This window comes from Kribbella sp. NPDC005582 (genome assembly GCF_040605415.1).
Classification (GTDB): Bacteria; Actinomycetota; Actinomycetes; order Propionibacteriales; family Kribbellaceae; genus Kribbella.
Window position 1 is genome coordinate 1,533,113 of record NZ_JBEXCU010000001.1, and the last position, 21,882, is coordinate 1,554,994.

At 66.7% G+C, this 21,882-nt stretch carries 16 protein-coding genes and 8 tRNA genes; 13 read left to right on the plus strand and 11 right to left on the minus strand.

Annotation, left to right across the window (positions count from 1 at the left end):
* The first annotated feature begins 299 nt into the window (after window positions 1–299).
* From ABZS29_RS07685 to ABZS29_RS07695, 3 genes are all read left to right on the plus strand, one after another.
* Complete coding sequence (locus tag ABZS29_RS07685; RefSeq protein ID WP_355459524.1) at window positions 300–3,401, plus strand: discoidin domain-containing protein; 3,102 nt, start codon at window positions 300–302, stop codon at window positions 3,399–3,401.
* A gap of 1,465 nt (window positions 3,402–4,866) precedes the next feature.
* The gene (locus ABZS29_RS07690; protein WP_355459526.1) at window positions 4,867–5,544 is read left to right on the plus strand and encodes a hypothetical protein; all 678 of its coding nucleotides are present in this window, start codon (window positions 4,867–4,869) and stop codon (window positions 5,542–5,544) included.
* Window positions 5,541–6,467, plus strand: a complete 927-nt coding sequence (locus ABZS29_RS07695; protein WP_355459528.1) for a hypothetical protein — start codon at window positions 5,541–5,543, stop codon at window positions 6,465–6,467. Before ABZS29_RS07690 ends, ABZS29_RS07695 begins: the two co-directional genes overlap by 4 nt.
* A 490-nt stretch (window positions 6,468–6,957) precedes the next feature.
* On the opposite strand, the gene ABZS29_RS07700 is transcribed toward ABZS29_RS07695, so the two are convergent.
* The 3 genes from ABZS29_RS07700 to ABZS29_RS07710 form a co-directional block, all read right to left on the minus strand.
* The gene (locus tag ABZS29_RS07700; protein ID WP_355459530.1) at window positions 6,958–7,725 is read right to left on the minus strand and encodes an abortive infection system antitoxin AbiGi family protein; all 768 of its coding nucleotides are present in this window, start codon (window positions 7,723–7,725) and stop codon (window positions 6,958–6,960) included.
* A gap of 774 nt (window positions 7,726–8,499) precedes the next feature.
* The gene (locus ABZS29_RS07705; RefSeq protein ID WP_355459532.1) at window positions 8,500–8,817 is read right to left on the minus strand and encodes a hypothetical protein; all 318 of its coding nucleotides are present in this window, start codon (window positions 8,815–8,817) and stop codon (window positions 8,500–8,502) included.
* Window positions 8,814–8,987 carry a hypothetical protein gene (locus ABZS29_RS07710; protein WP_355459533.1) on the minus strand — a complete coding sequence of 58 codons (174 nt, stop codon included), beginning with the start codon at window positions 8,985–8,987 and terminating at the stop codon, window positions 8,814–8,816. Before ABZS29_RS07710 ends, ABZS29_RS07705 begins: the two co-directional genes overlap by 4 nt.
* 66 nt (window positions 8,988–9,053) lie before the next feature.
* On the opposite strand from ABZS29_RS07710, the gene ABZS29_RS07715 reads away from it, so the two are divergent.
* Window positions 9,054–9,401, plus strand: a complete 348-nt coding sequence (locus ABZS29_RS07715) for a tyrosine-type recombinase/integrase (RefSeq protein WP_355459534.1) — start codon at window positions 9,054–9,056, stop codon at window positions 9,399–9,401.
* 105 nt (window positions 9,402–9,506) lie between these two features.
* On the opposite strand, the gene ABZS29_RS07720 is transcribed toward ABZS29_RS07715, so the two are convergent.
* Window positions 9,507–9,582 (minus strand) — tRNA-Thr (locus tag ABZS29_RS07720).
* Window positions 9,583–10,011: 429 nt separating this feature from the next.
* Here ABZS29_RS07720 and ABZS29_RS07725 point away from each other — a divergent pair.
* The 9 genes from ABZS29_RS07725 to ABZS29_RS07765 all read left to right on the plus strand — a co-directional run bounded on the left by ABZS29_RS07725 (window position 10,012) and on the right by ABZS29_RS07765 (window position 12,577).
* Window positions 10,012–10,083 (plus strand) — tRNA-Trp (locus tag ABZS29_RS07725).
* Window positions 10,084–10,178: 95 nt separating this feature from the next.
* A tRNA-Arg gene (locus ABZS29_RS07730) sits at window positions 10,179–10,252 on the plus strand.
* A gap of 2 nt (window positions 10,253–10,254) precedes the next feature.
* A tRNA-His gene (locus ABZS29_RS07735) sits at window positions 10,255–10,328 on the plus strand.
* A gap of 34 nt (window positions 10,329–10,362) precedes the next feature.
* Window positions 10,363–10,436, plus strand: a tRNA-Leu gene (locus tag ABZS29_RS07740).
* A 65-nt stretch (window positions 10,437–10,501) separates the two neighbouring features.
* Window positions 10,502–10,948, plus strand: coding sequence for an HNH endonuclease (locus tag ABZS29_RS07745; protein ID WP_355459536.1), 447 nt, complete (start codon window positions 10,502–10,504; stop codon window positions 10,946–10,948).
* A 33-nt stretch (window positions 10,949–10,981) separates the two neighbouring features.
* Window positions 10,982–11,054, plus strand: a tRNA-Gln gene (locus tag ABZS29_RS07750).
* Window positions 11,055–11,208: 154 nt separating this feature from the next.
* Window positions 11,209–12,354, plus strand: a complete 1,146-nt coding sequence (locus ABZS29_RS07755) for an RtcB family protein (RefSeq protein ID WP_355459538.1) — start codon at window positions 11,209–11,211, stop codon at window positions 12,352–12,354.
* Between the two features lie 41 nt (window positions 12,355–12,395).
* Window positions 12,396–12,486, plus strand: a tRNA-Ser gene (locus ABZS29_RS07760).
* 4 nt (window positions 12,487–12,490) lie between these two features.
* Window positions 12,491–12,577: transfer RNA gene (locus ABZS29_RS07765), tRNA-Tyr, on the plus strand.
* Window positions 12,578–12,766: 189 nt separating this feature from the next.
* Here the strand turns inward: ABZS29_RS07765 and ABZS29_RS07770 are convergent.
* From ABZS29_RS07770 to ABZS29_RS07800, 7 genes are read right to left on the minus strand one after another with little or no spacing between them, the layout of a single operon-like run.
* Window positions 12,767–14,140: an alpha-L-fucosidase gene (locus ABZS29_RS07770; RefSeq protein WP_355459540.1), complete on the minus strand. Its 1,374-nt coding sequence runs from the start codon at window positions 14,138–14,140 to the stop codon at window positions 12,767–12,769.
* Complete coding sequence (locus ABZS29_RS07775) at window positions 14,137–15,510, minus strand: FAD-linked oxidase C-terminal domain-containing protein (RefSeq protein ID WP_355459542.1); 1,374 nt, start codon at window positions 15,508–15,510, stop codon at window positions 14,137–14,139. Before ABZS29_RS07775 ends, ABZS29_RS07770 begins: the two co-directional genes overlap by 4 nt.
* Entirely contained in the window at window positions 15,507–16,379 is an 873-nt protein-coding gene (locus ABZS29_RS07780; protein ID WP_355459544.1) for a U32 family peptidase, read from the minus strand. Before ABZS29_RS07780 ends, ABZS29_RS07775 begins: the two co-directional genes overlap by 4 nt.
* Complete coding sequence (locus ABZS29_RS07785) at window positions 16,373–17,698, minus strand: DUF2088 domain-containing protein (RefSeq protein ID WP_355459546.1); 1,326 nt, start codon at window positions 17,696–17,698, stop codon at window positions 16,373–16,375. Before ABZS29_RS07785 ends, ABZS29_RS07780 begins: the two co-directional genes overlap by 7 nt.
* A complete protein-coding gene (locus ABZS29_RS07790; protein WP_355459548.1) occupies window positions 17,698–19,545 on the minus strand; it encodes an IlvD/Edd family dehydratase in 1,848 nt (615 codons plus the stop codon). The genes ABZS29_RS07785 and ABZS29_RS07790 overlap by 1 nt, the downstream gene beginning before the upstream one ends.
* Complete coding sequence (locus ABZS29_RS07795) at window positions 19,542–20,993, minus strand: aldehyde dehydrogenase (NADP(+)) (RefSeq protein ID WP_355459550.1); 1,452 nt, start codon at window positions 20,991–20,993, stop codon at window positions 19,542–19,544. Before ABZS29_RS07795 ends, ABZS29_RS07790 begins: the two co-directional genes overlap by 4 nt.
* Complete coding sequence (locus ABZS29_RS07800) at window positions 20,990–21,880, minus strand: fumarylacetoacetate hydrolase family protein (RefSeq protein WP_355459552.1); 891 nt, start codon at window positions 21,878–21,880, stop codon at window positions 20,990–20,992. The genes ABZS29_RS07795 and ABZS29_RS07800 overlap by 4 nt, the downstream gene beginning before the upstream one ends.
* Window positions 21,881–21,882: the final 2 nt, after the last annotated feature.

The following is a 21,882-nucleotide window of genomic DNA, read 5'->3' on the forward strand; positions in this document are numbered from 1 at the left end:
CAACCACCGCAGTATCCGGGACCGAGTCGGCCGACCGGGCAGGTCGTGGTGGTGATCTGCGGTGTGGTTGATGAGACGGCCACGAACTCGATCACCTGGGCACCGGGTCTGCGGTCTCCCCCCCAATTCCCATCAATGAGCAATGGGGTTCCATCAACGAGTAAGGGAAGTTTTCCGTAGCGTGATGGAGTTCATAACGAATGGTTCATGGTTGCATCTTTCCGCTTCTCTTTCGGTTGACAGAGGGCAGCTTGGGGCTACGGTGTGCCGCAAGGGGAGTCACAATCCGGGGGGCCGGCATGCTGAAACGTTTCGCGACCGCATTTTTCGTTCTCACTACTACGGTCGTGATGGTGCTGGGCCTGACCGCCTTGCCCGCACGCGCAGCCGAGGGTGATCCTTCGTCCTCCGTTGAGGCGACGTGGACCTGCACCGGTAGCCCGTGCCCGTGGGGCCCTTCGGACACCGCCAACACGGCCGTCTGGCCGGCCGAAGCCGAGCCGGTCCGGGCCCGCTACGGCTACACCCTCTCTCACGACGTGTACGCCACAGCGTCCAAGGTGGCAGGCTGGAAGATCACCATCACATCCGGCAGCGCCACGGTTTACGCAGGCCCGGCCGACGCCTCCCACTCGGCGCTGGCCGCGCTGTCGGCCGGCAACAGCTACACCGTGCCCAGCACTCTGAGCCCCAGCAACCTCGTCAGCGTGCAGGACGGTTCGTCCTTCGCGTACACGATCACTCCCGGCACCCCGACCACGCCGCCGCCGGCCTCCGGCGACAGCTCGGTACTGGCCACCTGGAACTGCACCAGCAGCCCATGCCCGTGGGGCTCGGCGGACAGCACCAACGCAGCGGTCTGGCCGGCCGCGGCCGAACCGGTCCGGGGCCGGTACGGCTACACCGTCACGCACGACGTGTACGCCCCAGCGTCCAAGGTGGCCGGCTGGAAGATCACCATCACGTTCGGCAGCGCCACGGTTTATGCAGGCCCAGCCGACAACTCGCACTCATCGCTGGCGGCCCTGTCAGCCGGCGAGAGCTACACCGTGGCCAGCACGCTGAACCCGTCCGACCTCGTGAGCGTCCAGGACGGCGGATCGTTCCAGTACACGCTCACCCCGGGCACCCCGACCAGCCCGCCGCCGGCCTCCGGCGACAGCTCGGTACTGGCCACCTGGAACTGCACCAGCAGCCCATGCCCGTGGGGGCCTTCGGACACCAGCAACGCGGCCATCTGGCCGGCCATGGCCGAACCCGTCCGGGGCCGGTACGGCTACACCGTCACCCACGACGTTTACGCCCCGGCCCCCAAGGTGGCCGGCTGGAAGATCACCGTCACCTCCGGCAGCGCCACGGTCTACGCAGGCCTGCCCGACGCCTCCCACGCATCGCTGAGCGCACTGTCAGCCGGCACCAGCTACACCGTGCCCAGCACGCTGAACAACAGCAGCATCGTCAGCGTGCAAAGCGATTCGCCGTTCCAGTACACGATCACTCCCGGCTCCCCGGTCGCGCCGGCGCCGGTCTGTACCGACCCCACCACCTGCGACCCGGTCTCCTGGGTCAGTGCCCGCTGGCGCTACGCCGGAACCGGCGAGGACGCCGACTGGTACGGCGGCGTGGTCACCTGGCCGGCCGGCACGGCGTACCAGGGCAACGGCCGTTCCGGCTACAACGCGCGCATCGTGTACTCGGAGTCGGGCGATCCGCTCTATCCGTACATGGGTGCCTGGGCCGACGGGTGCATCGTTCACGTGGTCACCGGCCGGGTCCTGATCATCGAGTGGGAGCGCGGTACGGACGTGTGGCGAGAGACCATCGTCGACGCCGGCGAAGCGCACACCATCTCGCTCAGCGGCCGCGAGAACGGCGCCATGATCGAGACGAACAACAACCTCGAGCCCTTCACGGTCTCGCTGAGCAACTGCACCCCGCGGCCGCTCTCGGAGCCGACCAACCACATCCCGGTGGCGAACGCCGGTGCGCCGCAGTCGGTCGCGGTTGGTACGACGGTGACCCTGGACGGGTCCGGCACTGACGCAGACAACGACCCGCTCACCTACACCTGGACCCAGACCGGTGGACCGGCGGTGACGCTGTCCAGTACAACCGCGGCGAAGCCGACCTTCACCGCCCCGGCCACGGCATCCACGCTGACCTTCAGCCTCGTCGTACGAGACGGCAAGGCCAACAGCCCGGCGGCAACCACCACGGTGACCACCACCCCGCCCAACCAGGTACCGGTCGCCAACGCCGGTACGGCGCAGACGGTCGACACGGGCACCACAGTGACCCTGAACGGGTCCGGCACCGACGCAGACAACGACCCGCTCACCTACACCTGGACCCAGACCGGTGGACCGGCGGTGACACTGTCCAGTACGACGACGGCCAAGCCCACCTTCACCGCCCCCGCCACACCGACCACATTGACCTTCAGCCTCGTCGTACGAGACGGCAAAGCCAACAGCGCGGCGGCAACCACCACGGTGACCGTCATCGCCCCGAACCTGGCCCGAGGCAAGACCGCCACCCAGTCGAGCACCAGCGGTACCGCGGTGGCGGCCCGGGCAGTCGACGGCAATACCAACGGCGTGTTCGCGAACGGCTCGGTGACCCAGACCAACCTCTCCACCCAGCCGTGGTGGCAGGTCGACCTCGGTTCCGCGGCTGCAGTCTCCACGGTCACGGTGTGGAGCCGGACGGACTCGAACCGGATGAGCGCCGGCACGGTGTTCATCTCCTCGACCGACATGACCGGCCGGTCGATGTCCTCGCTGCAGGCCGACGCCTCAGTGAAGGAGATGCCGTTCTCGGCGTTCTCGTCCACCACCAACAGCCTGACCCTCAACGCAGGCAACGCCACCGGCCGCTACGTCCGGGTGCAACTGTCGAGCATCATCGCCACCCTGAACCTGGCCGAACTTCAGGTCGCCGGCACCACCGGCGCCGTGAACCTGTCCACCAACCGCCCGGCCACCCAGTCGTCGACCGACGTCGGCACCGCCGCCCGGGCCGTGGATGGCAATACGAACGGCGTCTTCTCGGCCGGCTCGGTGAGCCGGACGCTGTCCAGCTCACAGCCGTGGTGGCAGGTCGACCTGCTGACCAGTTCCCGGGTCACCAACATCACGGTGCACAACCGGACCGACGCCTCAACCGACAAGCTGAACAACGCGGTGGTCTTCCTCTCCACCACCAGCATGTCGGCCCGGACCTACGCCCAACTGATCGCCGACCCCACGGTCACCAAGCTCAACCTCGGCCCGACACCAGGCGCAGTCACCAGCCTCCCGACCAATACCATCGCCCGCTACGTCAAGGTCCAGTCACCAGCCACCACCGCCGGCGTAATCAGCCTGGCCGAGGTCACAGTGACAGGCACCCAACCCAACTGACACACGACCAGGGGCCTCTGACGAGCCCCCTGACATGCAGAACCCCAGGTCAAGTGCTCCTGACCTGGGGTTTCTTGCTGCTCCTAGTGGAGCCGCCTGTCAGATTCGAACCGACGACCTTCTCAGTACGAGTCCGTTGCCCTGAGCACCAACCACGCCACCAGCCCCGATCTTGAGCAGTGATCGTGCTCAGTCGTCGGGGGGTTAACGGGCTGTTCAGGGTCCTTCGGGGGCACCTCGGGGGAACCGCCTTCTGATCCGTAGGCGAGTTCCGGTGGGTCGTTGACGGCTGTTCAGAGGGGACATGCGGTCGACGACGCGAAGTTGCTGCCAGACCAGGTCAGCCAATGTGGATAATCACGGTCGGCCGTGCACCTCGAATGCGTGCTCTGCGTCATACCTGTCCGCCAGCACGGGGTGAAGTCTTGGACGGCACGCCTGGCTGTAGGCGGCACAATTGCTCCATGCGTCACGGTGACCACGAAGACGACCTAGCGGCGGCGCTTCGGGAAGCGCAGTCTCTCTCCTGGGCAGCGAGAGCTGCGGCAGGTCGTCGTCTCTCGACTTGGCCCGAACACGCGGAGGTGATCCCAGCCCTCCATCGGCTGCTGCTTGATGAGCACGACACCGGAGTAACGCAGGAGACGGCCGAAGCCCTATTGGAGCGTCGGGACCTTCCTGGGCTGCGGGCCGTGCTGAGTGCGCTCTCTCAGGCACAAGACACGGGGACTGCGGACCAACTGGCCGCCGAGGTTGCCTGTGACCCGCGCTGGACCGCTGACGACGGTGGAACTGCACAGATCATCGACCAGCTGTCTACGTTGGCGTGCGACAAGGACCCAGGAGTCCGCGGCGAAGCCCGCCGTATTCTGGGCTCCTCAACGAGTCAGGACGACGCCCATCCCACCAACTGAGGCGACTTCGAGGCATCGCCCGCAGCGTGCCCGATCAGATGGTCTGTCTCCACGGTCCCTGGCGCGCACGATCACCCGCGTCCGTCTGGCTCGGATCTGGTGCTGACCCGAAGGTCGTTCAGCGCATCCTGGGGCCCGCCTCGGCGGCGATGACGATGGACCTCTATGGCCACCTGCTAGACGACAGCCTCTGGGACGCGGCGCAGAAGGTCACCGATCACACCGGGGGCCTCTCGGGGGCCTCGAACGGCTCCCAGGCCGAAACGACAAAGTCCCCAGAGTCAGAAAGTAGCCTCTGACCTGGGGACTCTGGTGGAGCCGCCTGTCGGAATCGAACCGACGACCTCCTCATTACGAGTGCCGCGACGCTCGTCTACCACGGTCTGTGACGACGCAACACGCGCGGCGAACCGCCGCTGGGAGTCCATCGCCATCCATCGTGGTCGACTGTCGTGTTAGCAGGTCTGTTAGCAACAACCAGACTCGGAACTGCACTCCTAACAGCTCTCGGCGTCGCGTCAGTCTCGGTTGTCAACCACGGCCATCCGCGCATGGCGCGGTATAACGATGCTGCAGCCTTCGTAACGGTCAAGGCTGTAATTCGATTAGATGAACGTGAGCGCCGCGGCGAAACCGACTCGCGGCACCGATCCGTGGGGGGTCAGATGTTGCCGGAGTTGCTGGACAACGGGCACCTTCCACCGGGTCGCTATGCAACCTCCCTTCCAGAGATCGAGCAGCGCTTCGTCACGCACAGTCAATTCTCCGACTCTCGCGATCGTCGCGTGATCTGGGCCGGGTTTCTGGACTACTTGGAGGAGTGGCAAGCGGCCCAAGAGGCACTCGGAATCGATGTGCTTCATTCCGTCTGGCTCGCTGGCAGCTTCGTCTCAAGCAAACTGCACCCCTCAGACCTTGACATCACGCCCGTCATCTCCCAGGGCGTCGTTGACGGGGCACGAGGGCAAATCGGCATGAAACGGCTGAAAAAGCTCATCGGTCACCAGGCCAAGCTGATGGAGGCATACAGGCTCGATGTCTTCCCTCTCCCTTGGCTGCCTGTAGTTCACCCGCTCAACACGAGCGTGCAGACCGTGGCCGAGCGTCACTATCTCGCTCGCCGGGGCACCTACGACGACTTTTGGCAACGGATCGGACCGGATGTACCCGCTGCTCCACTCCCCCCGGTGTGTCATGCTGAACGAGGGATGCTGGAGGTGGCCGTGTGAAGAAGTCCACCGTTGACTACTTGCGACTGCGACGCGGAGCCGGTGAAGAGCGATCCCGGCCCGACCTAGACGCCTGGCCGGACATCGCGGGCGACTTTGACGATGTGCTTCACGATGCCTGGATCACGGCAGCGCGCAGGATCGATCCGATGGCATCACTGGAGGCGTTCCTGGAGGTTCGTCTCTCGGGGGATCGGTTCGAGAACGGGGAGATTGATGTTGACCAAGCAGCTAGCCTCTTCCCGGTTCTGAGCCGCGAGGTGGAAGCAGCCTCGACCACACCCGAGCGGTCGCGATTGGCGCTGGCCGGCGTGGCCGTAGGATCCGTGATCCTGGTCTTGAAACCGACGAGCCAATCAGCCCAAGAGAGCGGCGAACAACTCGAAGTGGCCAATGAGGCCGAGGTCGATCCGGCGGTGCGTAAGGTCATGGATCTGCATCGTCAGTTCGGGATTGCGACCGTCACACCAGCTGCAATCTCCTCCGGCTTTCAACGCCCCTTGCTAGACGCCGCAGCCAAGCTGATTTACATGCTGACCGATTGGCAAGCGGAGCTCGCGATGACCTGGCACCCCTCTCACGGGCGACCGGTTAGGTCACAGCTCGACCACCATGCGCAGAGTCGAGCACTGAGCTTCTTCGACCAGTCCAGGCAGACGGAGCGCGCAACCCTTCACGGACAGGTTGTCGAAATGAGCCTAGCCGGTCATTTTGTGATCAAGCCTTCCATCAAAGGTGCCCAGAAGAAGGTCCACGTGAGCACCGAGCGTCTGCGGACGCTCGACCTGAAGCTTGGCGAGACCATCACCGTTGTCGCGGAGCGCAGCCTTGATATAGACCGGGTGGGCAGAGAGGCGAAAGAACGATTCGAGTTCATCCAACTCGGCGATGCTCCGGCGGCTGATGACCTACCGCTTGACTAATACGCGACTCTACACCTGCCCCATCCCCCGATAGCTGACAACCACGGTCAGCGCGGCGCGGGTCAAGAGTCGGCTTGCCGATCCCGTAGGGACGCCATCGGCGCTCTTGATGCGTGTCGTGATGGCCGTATGATCGAGCGGCCAGGGGGACGGGGCCAACCGCCGGCCTTCGTCGAGCTGCTTGCGCCTGGCGGGCGGGTGCCTGTGTCGGATCGGTGGGAGCAGAAGGTGCGCGCGGCGGAGGGCGTCGGCCGGAGGTCGTAAGCCCGGGCCGCGCTGCGCGCCGCTTGCGGCGCGCCTTGATTCTTAAGAGGTCAATCCGGCAGACGGCGCAACGGAGTTGTCCTCCGCCGATTGATGTGCAATACCCGTCCGCCAGGTGATCTGCAACCACGGCAGAGGGGTTCGCGGCGGGCCTTACAGCTGTTGCCGACCGAGCGGTTGCTCGGGTGCGGCCGTAGTCGAAAGAATGTCCGATGAACATCGTGGGCTACTCGGGCCACGGGCCTGCGTCGTCGGGATCGATCCGCGCTAGGGCGGAGATCATACGCTCTAACCCCCACGAGGGGTCGAGCAGCGGCACCCCCCGCTTCCCCCAGTCTTTGTCGATGTCGGCGATCTCATCCGCTAGGTCCTCGTGATCGGACTCAGGCGCCAGCACGGCAACGACTTTACGAGGCCTGAAGACGAAGTCGCCGGCATGTCGCCACTCGCGTTCCCACCAGAACTCTTTCCGAGTGCCGGAAGGGTTGCCCATCTGCTCGATGAATGGCGTAAGACGGAAGATGGCTTGCTTCGCAAGGAGATCACCTTTCAGCCGTCCGAAGCGGCCACGGCTCGCTTCCTTCGCGGCGGAGACCAGCTCATTCACCGGAACAGTGAGCCAGTCGTGGCCGGAGGTGATGTCGAGGTACCAGACTGGGTTGCAGCCCGCGCGGCGCGACGAGGACTTGCTGAAGACAATGCCGTACGGCTTGAACTTCTGCTGACGTCCCCTAATGTCACGGACCATCATCCAGGAGTGCTCCAGCGGAGTCTCCGAGAAGCACACGACGCGCTGGGTTGCACTCGTGTCCTTCAGATAGTCGTCCAGGTCCGCCGCCATCCCTAGAGCCGTTCGAGCGCGGATGGTGCGGTCCTCCAGGAGGCTCAGGAGGTTCTGTCGCGCATCGTACTTCGGCGTGTCACGCGTCAGGTGGACGAGGAACGTGCTCAGATCTGTTCGGCGATGAAGTAGTTCTTCGATCTCGTCTGCCAACGCCCGCTCCTTACTACCTCTAATCGGTCACACAGTCCGTTGGAGGCACACTCCGCCCCGACGATCCCTGTGCCTTTCGGGAACAACGCGAACTCCGCTCGGTCCGGCAGTCGACACGTACTCGATCCTCTGGACTCCCTCGGGGACGAAGGCCTTCACGAGTTCGGGCAACTGGGCTGTTGGTAACAATGTGTCGCATAGTTCCGGGATGTCAACATTGTCCTCATGGAGGCGAGCTACTACGAGGAAATTGCGGGGAGACTCCGCGGGCTCCTCATTCGGCTGGACGATCGGTTGTCAGAGCAGGACAAGGGCTGGACCCGCTGAGTTCATTGACGCCAACGAGTTGGGCTTGGCGCTCGACCAATTGGCACATGGCTTGTCCGAGTACGACCACCCGGTGACGGCGGAGGAACGCGTGGACATGCTCGCGCTCGCGGAGCGGATGCAGATGGGCGACGGCGTATCCCGCGCGCTGTCGTTCTGCCCGGAGCGTTAGCGAGCCTTGCCGGTACCGGCGCAGGATGGACAAGGTTCATGCTCGGGCTCGGTGACGACCTTGCCATCTTTGATGCGGGTCTTCTGCACGACGGTCCATCCCTTGCCGCCGCAGGTGGGGCAGGGCTGGGGAGATTCGGGCATGCGTGATCCACCTTCGGGGTCGGGACATGGCCGCGTCCTTGCCCAGAGGTGTGTGGACGAGGCCAGGGCAAGGGCGCGGGGTGGTGGGCGTGACCGGCGCGGATGCAGGGATCGGCACGCCGGCCGCGCCGGTTAGGGGGTGGTGGCGGGGATGACCCGGCCTCCGATGAGGTGTTCTAGGCGGTTCTTGACCTCGACTGGGCTGCCGATGGCGGCGAAGTGGTGGAGGCTCGGGACGATCACCGTGGTGATGTCGAGGGCGGTGACCTGTTGGACGAGGCCGGTGAAGGCGTCGGAGCTGGTCGCGGGCTCTTCGACGTGGACGTAGGCCAGGGCGTAGCCCCACTCGCTGGCGAAGCCGGCGGCGTCGTTGCGGACGCGTTCGAGCTCGGATGCGGTGATGAGGAGGCTTGCGTTGACGTAGGCGACGGCGGCGGGCTGGTCGGTCACTGCTCGGCTCCGGTGGGCTCGTTGGTGACGCGCAGGCCGGGATAGCGGCGCTGTATGGCGTGCTCGAACCACGCCGCTTTCTCGGGTTCGGAGACGTGGTCGATGATCAGGTGTTCGCCGAACCAGACGCAGACTCGGCGTAGTGGCTGCTCGACGGCCGGCGCGCTCATAGGATCCGGCTCCGCATCAGGACGGGTCTGGGCGAGCCGATCTACCCGGACACGGTCACCCAGCTCATGGGCAAGGTCATCCGGGCGTACAACACCCCCGACCCAAAGGACTCCACGAAAAGGCCGGCTACCCCGCTCCCCCACGCGCGGTTGCACGACCTCCGGCATGTGCACGCCACGTTGCTACTGCTCGCCGGGGTGCCGGTCCACGTCGTCGCTGAACGGCTGGGCCACTCCGACCCGGCCATCACCCTCCGGATCTACGCGCACGTCATGCGGACCCATGCGGCGGGTGTCGCCGGGATCTTCGCCGCAGCGGCTGCTCAGTCGGAGCCTGCTAACACCCCGGACGCGGAGGACGAGGACAGCGACGACGAAGACGGCACGGAGGAGGCCGCCGGGGTGCCCTGTTAGCAAAGCTGTTAGCAAACCGGCCCTCCGAGCCCCACCGCGAGAGCTCCCGGACATGCAGAACCCCAGGTCAAGTGCCTCTGACCTGGGGTTTCTTCGTGCTCCTAGTGGAGCCGCCTGTCGGAATCGAACCGACGACCTTCTCATTACGAGTGAGACGCTCTGCCGACTGAGCTAAGGCGGCGGGTGGTGCCGAGGGACGAGTGTAGCGGGAGGTGGGGGGTGAGATCGAATCGGATCCGGGGGTGGGGGTGTGGGGTGCGGCACGTGGGGGCGGCGGGGCGGATAAAAGGGCGGGAAGGAATTGTGCGGGAAATGCGTTGACTTGGGATAGCGGGGTGGGTGAGACTATTCACCGCAAGGACTACTGACTAGGAGACGATCGTGACCAGGACGCAGAACGCGCGGAAAGCATGGCGGCATCGCCCCATGGCTTTGTCGGCGTGCCTGCGAGCTGTGCGTATCGATGCCTTCTATCACGAGCTCGGCAGTGAGCAGAGCCTGCGTTCGGGCGGTCCGCCTGGGTGATCCCGCGAGGGAGACACCTCAGGAGCCGTCTGGGCCGGGCAACCGGCCGTAGGCGGCTCTTTTGTTTTGTCCACACACGGACCATCGTCGGTGCGCAATGGTTGCGGACCGGATTCCAAACCCGCGTCTTGAGGGTTCGATTCCCTCCACCGATGCATTCTTCGGGTATTTACGGATACCTGTTCGCACAATTGATAATTCCATTGTCAGGCGCCCGCAGGAAGCTTGCTACCGGCCGAGTGGGCGCCACTCACGCTCGTGGCTCAAGTGGAGAGAGCGCCTGCCTACGAAGCAGGAGGTTGCAGGTTCGAGTCCTGCCGAGCGTGCTGTGTCCGAGGCCGAAGTGGGCGAGGCACCGGGATGTGGCCCCGGGGGAAGCGGGTTCGAGCCCCGCCGGACACCCTCTGTGCGTTAGCTCGCACAGAACGTAGTACCTGCGGCTCTGGCCCAACTGGCAGAGGCACCTGGCTTAGGACCAGGAGGTTCAGGGTTCGACTCCCTGGGGCCGCACCGACACCAATTTCACCCGACCTTGCGTGGCGTGGTCGGGCACACTGGAAGGGAGGAGGGAGCACATGAGCGGTGTGATCGTTCTCAACGCGTCGTACGAGCAGCTGCATGTCGTGTCGATTCAGCACGCCATCAGGATGCTGGTGCGTGAAGTCGCTGTCGTCGAGGAAGCTCATGACGGCGCCAGCATCGGGCCGTTCCCCCTTCCGCGGGTGCTGCGGCTGGTGCGGTACGTCGTGACGAAGTGGCGCTATGCGTCCGGGCGGCTCCAGTACACGCGGGCCGGCGTACTGCGGCGTGACAAGCACACTTGCGCGTACTGCGGCCTGAAGGGCGCGACCACGATGGACCACGTCGTACCGCGGTCTCGTGGTGGGCGTGGCGAGTGGCTGAACGCTGTGGCCGCGCATGCCTCGTGCAACGAGAAGAAGGGCTCACGCACGCCCGAGGAGGCCGGTATGCCGCTGTTGTGGCAGCCGTGGATTCCTTCGCGTGCGGAGTTATCGCTCTGATGTGACATCACCTGGTGTCGCGTTGGAGCGCGATGCCAGGTGGGCGACGGTGTCCCACCCTCGGTTCTGACCCGAGGTCCCGCAGGTTCGAGTCCTGCCCTGGCAGCGTCTGGTGCGTCCGGCACCGGCACTGACATGAACAGGGTGAGGAGATGGTCCGCGGCGACACGCGTGCTTGGGACTGGTAGGCCGACAACGAGGGGTGGGAGATGAACGTGGAGTTTCCGGTTGAGCTGAGCGGAGCGAAGAGCTCTACGCTCATGTGGGCTCACGAGTACGAGGTAGGCGCGCAGGCGCTGCAGCAGCTGCGGAACATCGCGGCACTGCCGTGGGTGCATGGGGTCCGGGTAATGCCGGACGTGCATCTGGGGAAGGGCGCCACGGTGGGGTCCGTGATCGCGATGTACCAGGCCGTGTCGCCGGCGGCGGTCGGCGTCGATATCGGGTGCGGGATGGAGGGCGTGCTGACGTCGCTGACGGCGGCCGACCTGCCCGACGATCTGTCCGCCATCCGGTCCCGGATCGAGGCCGCCGTACCGGTGGGGTTCCGGGCGCATGACGAGCCGGTCAGCGTACGGCGGCTCGGGCTGGACCCGCGGGGTTGGGACCGGCTGTGGAAGTCGTTCGGCGAGCTGCACAAGGGCGTGCAGCAGCGCGAGAGCAAGGCGCAGAAGCAGATGGGAACGCTCGGTGGGGGCAACCACTTCATCGAGGTCTGCCTCGACGACGAGGACCGCGTCTGGCTGATGCTGCACTCCGGGAGCCGCAACATCGGCAAGGAGCTGGCGGAGCGGCACATGTCGATCGCCCGGGAGCTGCCGCACAACGCGGATCTCCCGGACCGCGACCTGGCCGTGTTCCTGTCCGGTACGCCGCAGATGGCGGCGTACCGCCGGGATCTCACGTGGGCGCAGCAGTACGCGTCGCGGAACCGCGCGACGATGCTGGCGCTCGTGATGCAGGCGGTGCGGGATTCGTTCGCGCAGGAGGTCCGGTTCGACGAGCCGATCTCGTGCCACCACAACTACGTGGCCGAGGAGACCATTGACGAGCTGGACCTGCTCGTCACCCGCAAGGGTGCGATCCGGGCCGGCGCGGGTGACCTCGGGCTGATCCCGGGGTCGATGGGCACGGGCTCGTACGTCGTCCGCGGGCTCGGTTCGGAGCGGTCGTTCTACTCGGCCTCGCACGGGGCAGGCCGGCGAATGAGCCGTAACGAGGCGAAGCGCCGGTTCACGGTCGACGACCTGATCGCTCAGACCGCCGGAGTCGAGTCGCGGAAGGACGCGGGTGTGCTCGACGAGCTGCCGGCGGCCTACAAGGACATCGAGTCGGTGATCGCGGCTCAGTCCGACCTGGTCGAGGTCGTCGCCCACCTCAAGCAGGTCATCTGCGTCAAGGGCTGACAGGGGCCTGCCGTGCTCAGGGGACACGGCAGGCCACCAAAGGTGAGATCCGCCTGTCGGTAGGGGCAGCGGTTTGCTAAACCGTCGATCGGCTGACATGTCGATCCGTGAGTTCGAATCTCACTCTCACCGCCGAGCAGGAGCGCCACCGTGGGAGAGGTGGGCCGGCCTGTAAAGCCGGTGCCTTCGGGCTGAGCAGGTTCGAATCCTGCCTCCTGCACCACTCCGGCGCAAAGGTGCCCGGAGCAACTAGTTACGAGATGAGAGGAGGACCGGCTATGGCGGGACTCAGGAACAGGAAGCGAGTGCCTGGGGGGCGGACCGGTTCTCCGGTCAGTCAGGGGCATGCGTTGCGGCGGGTCTTGCTGGCGTGTGGGCACGTGCAGCGGGACCGACTGGCGCATCGTGGCGATCACGTCTGGTGTGAGGGCGACTGCTCGGACTGGATGCGGGTCGTCTCGGTGGAGGAGTAAGCGAACGGCGCCGCCATTGAGGTGGATGGCGGCGCCGACAGCGTCGGGTCGTGGTGGACGGTGAGCATGACCGCTGGGTCGGAGGCCCGAGCGTCGAGAAGACGAAACCGTACGGCGTCCGCCGTCACCGAACGCTCGAGCGGAATCAGACGCCGGTGCCCGATCGTGGTGCCGACGGCAACCTCGCTCCAGGAGCCGTCGATCAGCGCATCGACGGCGAACGACGAGACCTGTTGCCCAGCAGCGATGTCCTCACGCAGGCTCACCACATTGAAAGATCCCGGCAGCTCGACCGCGGTGTCGTAGTACGCGCGGATCGCCTCACCAAACGCAGCCAAAGCCCGTACGTCGGGCTCCGCGAACAACCCACGCCGATCCGGCGGAATGTTCAGCAGCAGTACGGCGTTCCGCCCGACCGACTTGCGATAGATGTCCAAGAGCACCGGCAGCGACTTCACGTCAGCGTCCTCAGCCGAGTGGTAGAACCACCCCGGCCGAATCGACACGTCGACCTCAGCGGGATACCACCGGAGCTCGTCAGCGGCGGCCATCTCCGCAGGCCCGGCCACCGAAGCCGCAGACTGCGAAGCCACCATTCGACCGTCAACGAACGGTACGACGCTCCACTCGGTCTCGCGCGCGAACCCGTCCTCGTTGCCGACCCACCGCACATCCGGCCCACCGACCGCAATCGTCGCCTCCGGCGCCAATCGGCGAATCAGGTCGAACCACGCGTCGAAGGCGTACTCCTGCGCCGTACTCGTCGGGTTCGCACCGTCCAGCCACACCTCGGAGATCGGCCCGTACTGCGTCAGCAACTCGTAGAGCTGGTTGAGATAGAACCGGTTGTAGTCGTCCACCTCGTACACGAACTCGCCCACGACGGACGGCACCGCCGGGCTGCCGTTCCCGTAGTAGCCGCCCGGCGTCTTCTCCTGATACAGGTCAGCCGGTGACAGATAGAAGCCCAAGCCCAGCCCGTGCTCGGCGCATGCCGCGGACAACTCCGCCATCACGTCACGCTTGAACGGGCTCGCGGCAACGGTATGCGGCAAATGCTGGCTAGGCCACAAGCAGAACCCGTCGTGGTGCTTCGCCGTGAGGATCACGCTCTTGAACCCGGCGTCGACCAGCACACGCACCCACTGATCGCACGACAGCTCCTGCGGGTCGAACACCGCCGGATCATCCAGCCCGGTCCCCCACTCCAGGTCCGTGAACGTGTTCACGCCGAAGTGCACGAACGCCGTCAGTTCCTGCCGTTGCCAGGCGAGCTGCCGATCCGATGGTCGTACCGCCGACGGATCGATCACCGCAGCACCTTCCCTGGGTTCAGCAGACCGGCCGGGTCGAAGGCCTGCTTGACCCGCCGGTGCAGCTCCAGGCCAACCGGGCCGAGCTCGTCCTCGAGCCAGCGCGCCTTCAGCGTCCCGATGCCGTGCTCACCCGTGATCGTGCCGCCGAGCGCCAGCCCGAGCTCCATCACCGCCCCAAAGGCTTCCAGCGCTCGCGCCTGCGCAGCAGGATTGTCCCGCTCGAAGATGACGGTGGGATGCATGTTGCCGTCACCAACATGCCCAGGGCAACAAATCAGTACGTCGTACTTCGCGCCGATCTCGGCGATCCCGCGCAGCAGCGCGACCAGCTTCGACCGTGGCACCGAGACGTCGTCCACCAGCGTGACGCCCAACGGCTCCAACGCGGGGTTCACCAGGCGACGAGCCTCGAGCAGCATCCGCGACTCCTCAGCGTCCGAAGCCTCGGCGACCTCGACCGCACCATGTGCCGTACAGATCGCGGCAATCTGCGCCACGTCCTCAGCCGCCCGCGGGCCGCGGTCCGACTGCGCGATCAGCAGCGAGCCGACATCCGCCGGCAGGCCCATGTCCCGATAGTCCTGGATCGCGCGCGCAGTCGGACCGTCGAGGAACTCCAGCAGCGACGGCCTCAGACCGGACGCCATCACCGCGGCAGCCGCCGCGATCCCGTCCTCGATGGACAGGAACGTGGCTGCCGCGGTCAGCGCTGTTTCGGGAGCAGGCCGGAGCGTGAGCGTGGCCTCGGTGACCACGCCCAGCGTCCCCTCGGAACCCACGATCAGCCGAGTCAGGTCGTACCCAGCCACACCCTTCGCCGCACGGCGGCCGGTCCGGACGATCTCCCCCGACGCCAGCACCACCTCCAGACCACGCACGAAGTCCGACGTCACGCCGTACTTCACGCAGCACAGCCCGCCGGCGTTGGTCGCGATGTTGCCACCCAGCGTGGACATTTCCCACGACGACGGATCCGGCGGATAGAACAGCCCCTGCTCAAGGACGGCGCGCGACAGCTCGGCGTTCACCACGCCTGGCTGGACGACCGCGACCTGGTCCTCGACGGAGATCTCCAGGATCCGGTTCATCCGCGCCGTCGACAGCAGCAAACACCCGTCGATCGCGTTCGCTGCACCGGACAGCCCGGTCCGCGCGCCTTGCGTCACGACCGGCACGCCGAATTCCGACGCGGCCTTCAACACAAGCGACACTTCGGCTGTAGTCGAGGGCCGCACGAGCACCCGCGGCAGACCCGCCGTACAGAAGGTGGCGTGGTCGTTGCGATGCGACTCCAGTACGTCGGCGTCGTCGACCACCGCGTTGTCGCCGAGCTCCGACCGGAGGCGGGCGACGAACGTGTCACTCATAGATCCTCATCCTGTTCGGCCAGCAGGCGCAGAATCAGCTCGGCCCGGCGGACCCGCTCGCGGCCCAGCGCCTCCGCAGTCGCGGTCAGATGCGCTCCGACCGGGTAGATGTTCGGCGAGTTCCGCAGGCCCATCTTGAGGTAGACGGGCGCCGCCACCTTCACGATCTCGGGTACGTCGTAGAACCGCACGTGACCGCCTTGGTCGTCGGGCACCTCGATATACATATCGATCGGCACCGACGTCACCGACCGGATCTCCGCCAGGACCGGCACCGGAAGATCCGTGGAAACGTTGAGACTCGTGGCACCCAACCGCTCGTACAGCCGAGCAGTCGGTGCGTTCGGCAACGGCATCAACACCGATGTCTTCAGCACCAGGTCAGCGGGCAGCGATCCGTCGACCTTCAGCTGTCCCAGCAGCTCCAGCACACCGATGTCCCCGACCAGCAGACTTCGCACGCCCAGCTCGACCGCCCGGAAGGCGTCACACGGCGACGCAGCAACCATCTCGTTGCCGCGCGCAACGCCTCCGACCGCGGCCGAGACCTTGGCTTGCCCACCGATGTCCCACGCGCCCCGCGGCCCAAGGAACAAGCAGACCTCAACACCGGCCGAGGCGCCGAGCGACAGCATCTCCTCGATCTCGGCATCGGTCAGCATCATCACGCCGCTGCCCTGCGAGACCCGGTCGATGCGCACCCCGCGCGTCGCGGCCTCCTCGAGGACGGCCGCCATCACCCGCGGTCCCTCACACGAAGGGATCTCCACCCGGTACGGCGCTCCGTCCGCGAACGTCGCCGTGGACGCGCCGCCCGAGCGGAAGCCGCGGTCAGCCAGCAGCGCATGGGCTTGGCGAAGGGTCACCATGGTGCAAGCTCCCCCGCAACGGTCAGGTCACTGGCGGCGCCGGTGATCTCGAGGTCGAACCGATCCGCCGCCTCGTCCAGCAGTGCAGGCGTCACTAGCAGCTCGTGCGGAGACAACGTGTCCTTGATCCGCGCCAGCCGCAGCTCGGACCAGTCCCGCCGCCCGCACATCGTGATCGCGGCGAGCACGGCCGCCTCGTCGTCCTCCATCACCATCGGCAGCCGGGACCGGCGAGCTCCACCAGCGCCCGAGGTCAACGCGTTCACATAGCTGGCCTGCAGATCGATCTGTTCAAGTAGCCGGGCCGGCATCACATCGGCCAACCCCAGGCCGGAGGCATTGCCGTGCGAGGCCTCTGACAGAGAGTGCACGGTGATCGCTGCGATGGTCGGCGATTCGAACTCCGGGATGCCGTGCACCCAGCACCGACCGATCACATTCGTGTCCATGCCGGCACCAGACTTGTCCTTGCCCAGCTCGTCCACGACGAGCACGTCCAGCTCGTCGAACGGCAACCGCCCCAACAGGCTGCCGGCCCGTTGCAGCAACGCCTGCTCGGCCGCGCCCGCGATCCCGTCGGCGGGCACGAACTCGACCGCCGCCGTCCGCTCCAGCGCATTCTCCAGAATGCCGAGTCCACCGAGAATCTTGCCTTGCGCAACAACCACCCGGGCGGCCGCCTCGATCGCACCGCCGAGCGAAGGAATCCCACCGGCATGCAGCGACGCTGCACCCGCGTGGTTCCCGAGACCGATCGCGAGGATCTTCGCCAGGCCGCTCTCGATCGGACCGTGGAAGTCGGTGTGCGGCTTGACCCGATTGATCACCAGCACACCGTCAGCGGCCGCGGCGATCGCGTCGTGATGCACCGGCGTACCGTCGTCGAGCTTGCCGATGACCACAGTCTCCATCGTCGCCTCGACCGGACACCCGACGCTCTCCGGAGTGATCCCGAGCCCGGCCAGCATCTCGCGCTGCCCGTCCGCGGTCGCGCCACCATGCGAACCCATCGCCGGTACGACGAATGGATCCGCTCCCGCCGCCGACAGCCAGGCCACGGCCGCCCGAACGACCGCGACGAGATCGTGGATTCCGCGGCTGCCGGCCGTGACCGCGATGCGGGCGCCGGGTGCGATCTGCGCGCGGAGCGGTTCAAGTGCCGCATGGGTAGCCGCCGCCGGATCCTCCACTGATGGCAGGTCGGGTAGCAGCCGACGGATCGGCGTGACCTGCGGAATCACCCCGTCCGGACGGAGCCCACGGATCGCCTCGAACGGGCCCCACCCGGGCCCTGCCGAGCCTTGCGACGGCGTTGACATCAGTGGCTCTGTCTCGCCACGGCCGAGCCGGTCCGGCCCACCAGGAAGTCCAGGTCGCAGCCCTTGCTCGCCTGCGTGACGTGGTCGACGTACAACCTCGCCCAGCCGCGATCCGTCGGTGGCGCCGGCGGCTGCCAGTCGGCACGCCGCTTCTCCAGCTCCTCGTCGGACACATCCAGGTGCAGCCGTCGAGCCGGTACGTCGAGTTCGATCCAGTCGCCGGTCCGCACCAGTGCCAGCGGCCCGCCGACCGCCGCCTCCGGCGTCACGTGCAGTACGACGGTTCCATACGCCGTACCGCTCATGCGCGCATCGGAGATCCGCACCATGTCGTCGACGCCGATCTCGGCCAGCTTGCGCGGGATCGTCATGTTGCCGACCTCCGGCATGCCCGGATAACCCCGCGGCCCCGCATTCTGCAGCACCAGCACGGTGTCCTCGTCGACATCCAGGTCCGGATCGTCGACGGCCAGGTCGTACTCCTCGATGCTGCTGAAGACCAGCGCCTTGCCCCGATGCTGCAGCAGTCGCTCGGACGCAGCGGACTGCTTCACCACAGCACCGTCCGGAGCCAGATTCCCCTTCAGTACGGCGGTTCCGGCGCCGCTCCCGAGCGGGTTGCCGACCGGCCGGATGACGGCCTGGCCCGGCTTGCCTTCCTGACCGGACCAGTCGATGCGCTCGGCGTTGGCGACGTTCTCCCCCATCGTCTTGCCGGTCACCGTGATCGCGTCCGCCTTCAGCAACGGCAGGATTTCGCGAAGGACAGCCGGAAGCCCGCCGGCGTAGTAGAAGTCCTCCATCAGATACTGCCCGGACGGCTGCAGATCCGCGAGCCACGGCACACCGCGGGCCCACTCGTCCATGTCGTCCAGCGAAAGCTCGACGCCGACCCGGCCGGCGATCGCGAGCAGGTGGATGACCGCGTTCGTCGAGCCGCCGATCGCGGCGTTCGCGCGGACCGCGTTGGCGAACGCGTCGCGAGTCAGAATGTCGGACGGCTTCAGGTCCTCGTGCACCATCTCCACGATCCGCCGCCCGGCCTGCTGGGCGATCGAGTACCGCCGCGAGTCCACGGCCGGGATCGCGGCGGAGCCGGTCAGTTGGAGCCCGAGCGCCTCGGCCATACAGGCCATCGTCGACGCCGTCCCCATCGTCATGCAGTGGCCGTTGCTCCGGGACATCCCGGATTCGGCGGCCGCGTAGTCCTCCTCGGTCATCCGGCCCGCGTTCCGCTCCTGCGTGAACCGCCAGACCGCCGTACCGGAGCCGATGTCGCAGCCGCGGAACTTGCCGTTCAGCATCGGGCCGCCGGTCACCACCAAGGTGGGAAGGTCAACGCTCGCGGCGCCCATGATCGAGCCCGGCGTGGTCTTGTCGCAGCCGGTCAGCAGAACCGTGCCGTCAATCGGGTTGCCGCGCAGCGACTCCTCGACATCCATGCTGAGCAGGTTGCGGAACAGCATCGCGGTCGGCCGCAGCATCGTCTCGCCGAGCGACATCACCGGGAACTCCAGCGGGAACCCACCCGCCTGCCAGACGCCGCGCTTCACCGACTCCGCGAGCCGGCGGAGGTGCGCGTTGCATGGCGTCAGCTCGGACCAGGTGTTGCAGATCCCGATCACCGGCCGCCCGTCGAACACCTCCTCGGAGAAGCCCTGCGCGCGCATCCACGACCGGTGGATGAACCCGTTGCGGCCTTGCTCCCCGAACCAGTGGTCGTAACTACGCAACCCGTTCGGAGCCTCCGGCCCGTCCGGTACGCCGGCCTTCTCAGGAGTCGGTACGCCGGTCGCGGGCGGCAGGTCGGCGTCCCGCGGATCGTCGGTCGGCGGCAGATCGGTCATCGTTGCACCTCGTCCGTGGTCACCGTTCCGTTCACCCGGCGGGTGATGCCGAGCGGATTCGCATCCCGCAGTACGGCGGGGAGCACCGCATCGGGAGCGTCTTGATAGGCCACCGGTCGCTGGAACCGGCGGGCCGCGGTCACGCCGACACTCGTGTGAATCGAACCGACCGTCGACGGGAACGGGCCACCGTGGTGCTGGGCCCAGGAGACCGCGACGCCGGTGGGCCAGCCGTTGAACAGCACCCGCCCGGCCCTTGCCGTCAGCAACGGCAGCAGCTCTGTCGCCAGCTCGTTGTCGGACTCCTCGGCGTGCAGCGTTGCCGTGAGGTTGCCGTCGAACGCGTCGATCGCGGCGCGCAGCTCGTCCAGATCGTCGTACTCGACGACGATGGAGACCGGGCCGAAGCACTCCTCGAGGATCTCGTCGCGGCGAGCGAGCAGCTCGGCGACAGTCGTCTGCAGCAACGTGGCCGCACCGGACGACCAGACTCGAACACCTTCGACCTTGTTCAGCCGATCAAGGCCGGAGTCGAAGCCTTCCTTGATCCGGTCGTTCAGCATTGTCGCCTGGGCGACCCCGCCGGCGGCCTCGACCAGTTGGTCCTGCAGACCGTGACCGGCCGGAACGAACAGCAGGCCCGGCTTGGTGCAGAACTGACCGACACCCAGGGTGAAGGAACCGACGTACCCGGCGGCGATGTCCTTGCCGCGGGCATCGATCGCGGCCTGAGTGACGAAGACGGGGTTGAGACTGCCGAGCTCACCGTAGAAGGGGATCGGCTCGGGCCGGGTGACCGCGATCTCGTGCAGCGCCTTGCCCGCCGGGACCGAACCGGTGAAGCCGGCTGCCGTGATTCGCGGATCCTTCAGCGCGACGACACCGACGTCGAAGCCTTGAATCAGCCCCAGCGAACCATCCGGTGCTCCGGCCTCCCGCAGCGCGTCCATCATCACCGAAGCCGTCCGGACCGAGAGCTCCGGATGTCCCGGGTGCGCCTTCACGATCACCGGGCAGCCCGCCGCCAGCGCGGAGGCGGTGTCGCCGCCACAAACGCTGAACGCGAACGGGAAGTTGCTGGCGGCAAACACCAGGACCGGTCCGAGTGGCACCAGCACCCGGCGCAGATCCGGCCGCGGCACCGGCTTGGCCTGCGCGTCGGCGGTGTCGATGATCACCTCGAGCAGCGAACCCTCGACCAGCGCGTCGGCGAACATCCGCAGCTGACCGGTGCTGCGGGCGACCTCGCCGCGCAGCCGCGGCTCCGGCAACGACGTCTCCCGCATCGCGATCGGCACCAGCTCGTCGGCGGCCGCGTCGAGCGCATCCGCCGCGGCCCGGATCCACCCGGCCCGGACGGCGGGCTCCGCGGTCCCGAGCGCGGCCGCGGCACCGGCCGCGTCGGCCAGGGCCTGCTCGAGCTCGGCGGGCGTGGTGTCGGGGGTCATCGCTTCTCCTCAAGGTTCTGTGCGGCCAGGAACGCGAACGGTTCCCGACCGAGTGCCACGGTATTCGTCAAGGTTCCGAGCTGGTCGATGCTGATCGTGATCACATCACCCTCCTCCAACCGGAAGTCAAGTTCGGGCACGATGCCGGTACCGGTCGCCAGGATCACACCGTCCGGAAAGTCGTTCGGCAGGAAGAGCACATCGATCAGTTCCTGCAGATCGCGGATCAGCTTGGCGGTCGACGTCGTACCGGTGAACACCTCGTCGCCAGCGCGGGTGATGACGACGTCGATGGTCAGATCCTTCGCGTCCGCGACCTCCCAGGCCGGCCGGATGCCTGACGCCAGCGCACAGCCGCCGGCGAACAGCTTCGCCTGCGGCACATACAGCGGGTTCACGCCTTCGATCGAGCGCGAGCTCATGTCGTTGCAGACGGTGTAGCCGATGATCTCGCCGTGGCTGTTGGCGACGACCGCGAGCTCCGGCTCCGGTACGTCGTGCCCCGAGTCGACGCGAATCCCGACCGGCTCGCCGTCGGTCACAACGCGCCAGGCAGGTGCCTTCTGGAACAGCTCCGGCCGCTCCGCGGTGTAGACCTTGTCGTAGACGGACTGCTCGGCGCTCTCCTCCATCCGCGCGCCCCGCGAGCGCTCGTACGTGACGCCCGCGCACCAGACCTCGCCACGACCGTCGATTGGCGGCAACCACTTCAGTCCGTCGGCAGGGACCGCCGTACCGGTCTTGGTGACGGCTGTCTGCAGGTCGGCCAGGGACAGCCGGAACAGCTCGGCCATGCTGGCAACACCCTCGATGGGTGCCACTGAGTCACCGGTGCGAACGCCGACGACCGGCCGTCCGGAGGACGACTGGTAACGGACCAAGTGCATGA